The 1919-nt window shown below is 63.8% G+C and carries 1 protein-coding gene, 2 tRNA genes and 1 pseudogene; all 4 read left to right on the top strand.

Annotated elements, in window-relative coordinates:
* Positions 1-233: 233 nt before the first annotated feature.
* Positions 234-307 (top strand) — tRNA-Ile (locus Y704_RS0108465).
* A gap of 199 nt (positions 308-506) precedes the next feature.
* Positions 507-959 (top strand): annotated as a pseudogene (locus tag Y704_RS19875) (acyl-CoA dehydrogenase family protein); the annotation flags it as partial.
* Between the two features lie 235 nt (positions 960-1194).
* Positions 1195-1268: transfer RNA gene (locus Y704_RS0108475), tRNA-Ile, on the top strand.
* Between the two features lie 199 nt (positions 1269-1467).
* A partial coding sequence (locus tag Y704_RS23355; protein WP_035772023.1) for an acyl-CoA dehydrogenase family protein occupies positions 1468-1919 on the top strand: 452 nt, incomplete at its 3' end.

The following is a 1919-nucleotide window of genomic DNA, read 5'->3' on the forward strand; positions in this document are numbered from 1 at the left end:
CTCGGCCTCCCCTCCGCGGATCTGGAGCGGATGGGCAAGGCAAGCCGTTCCATGGCCGAGAAGCACGACATCAACGCCTCGCTGGCAACCTTCGAGGCCCTGTATTACGGGGCACTCACCGAGGACCTCCTGGCAGAGTACATCTAGCACACTGGGGCAGGGCAGGCAGCGGCTACAATAAACGAGCGGTCGGGCGTCCTGCCTCCCTGTGGGGCAGGGGCCGGCCGCCGCAGGGGGCTGTAGCTCAGCTGGTTAGAGCAGCGGACTCATAATCCGTTTGTCCTGGGTTCAAGCCCCAGCAGCCCTACCCCTGGGAGCCCCGGGAATCTTCGAGATCGGATGCTCGAATATTCCGGGGCTTCCGTTGCTCATCGGGTCTTCACTGGCGGGCTAAGTTACCGGCGGGTAACATGTTGTGCAGCGGTGTCCTTCCCTGGCCCCGCGCACAGGACCATCCCGGGCTACGTGAAGAACTGGTCGCAGGTGATCAGAGTGAAGGACTACCCATGAGCACGCAAGCCATCGACCTCGACAACCTGCCCTACGCGGACGGCGACTTCTTCTCCTTCGAAGAGCTGCTCTCGGACAAGGAACGTTCCCGGCTCGCGGAAGTGCGTGCCTGGCTGACAGCGGAAGTGCGGCCCCACGCCGTGGGGTGGTGGAACGAGGGCTCATTTCCCCAAAGTCTCATTCCCCGTCTTGCGGAACTCGATTCCATGAGCCCCGTCCACCGGCAGGGTTACTCGAACCTTTTCGCGGGAATGATGCACGCCGAGTTCACCCGGGCGGATACCTCCATCGCCACCTTCATCGGCGTCCACGACGGCCTCTTCACGGGCTCCATCGAAGCCCTGGCTTCCACGGAGCAGCAGGAGGCGTGGCTACCCGACATCTACGCGTACCGGAAGATCGGCGCGTTCGGACTGACCGAGCCGCTCGGCGGCTCCGATGTGGCCGGCTTCTCGGCCTCCCCTCCGCGGATCTGGAGCGGATGGGCAAGGCAAGCCGTTCCATGGCCGAGAAGCACGACATCAACGCCTCGCTGGCAACCTTCGAGGCCCTGTATTACGGGGCACTCACCGAGGACCTCCTGGCAGAGTACATCTAGCACACTGGGGCAGGGCAGGCAGCGGCTACAATAAACGAGCGGTCGGGCGTCCTGCCTCCCTGTGGGGCAGGGGCCGGCCGCCGCAGGGGGCTGTAGCTCAGCTGGTTAGAGCAGCGGACTCATAATCCGTTTGTCCTGGGTTCAAGCCCCAGCAGCCCTACCCCTGGGAGCCCCGGGAATCTTCGAGATCGGATGCTCGAATATTCCGGGGCTTCCGTTGCTCATCGGGTCTTCACTGGCGGGCTAAGTTACCGGCGGGTAACATGTTGTGCAGCGGTGTCCTTCCCTGGCCCCGCGCACAGGACCATCCCGGGCTACGTGAAGAACTGGTCGCAGGTGATCAGAGTGAAGGACTACCCATGAGCACGCAAGCCATCGACCTCGACAACCTGCCCTACGCGGACGGCGACTTCTTCTCCTTCGAAGAGCTGCTCTCGGACAAGGAACGTTCCCGGCTCGCGGAAGTGCGTGCCTGGCTGACAGCGGAAGTGCGGCCCCACGCCGTGGGGTGGTGGAACGAGGGCTCATTTCCCCAAAGTCTCATTCCCCGTCTTGCGGAACTCGATTCCATGAGCCCCGTCCACCGGCAGGGTTACTCGAACCTTTTCGCGGGAATGATGCACGCCGAGTTCACCCGGGCGGATACCTCCATCGCCACCTTCATCGGCGTCCACGACGGCCTCTTCACGGGCTCCATCGAAGCCCTGGCTTCCACGGAGCAGCAGGAGGCGTGGCTACCCGACATCTACGCGTACCGGAAGATCGGCGCGTTCGGACTGACCGAGCCGCTCGGCGGCTCCGATGTGGCCGG

This window comes from Arthrobacter sp. Br18 (assembly GCF_000520555.1).
Lineage (GTDB): Bacteria > Actinomycetota > Actinomycetes > Actinomycetales > Micrococcaceae > Arthrobacter_D.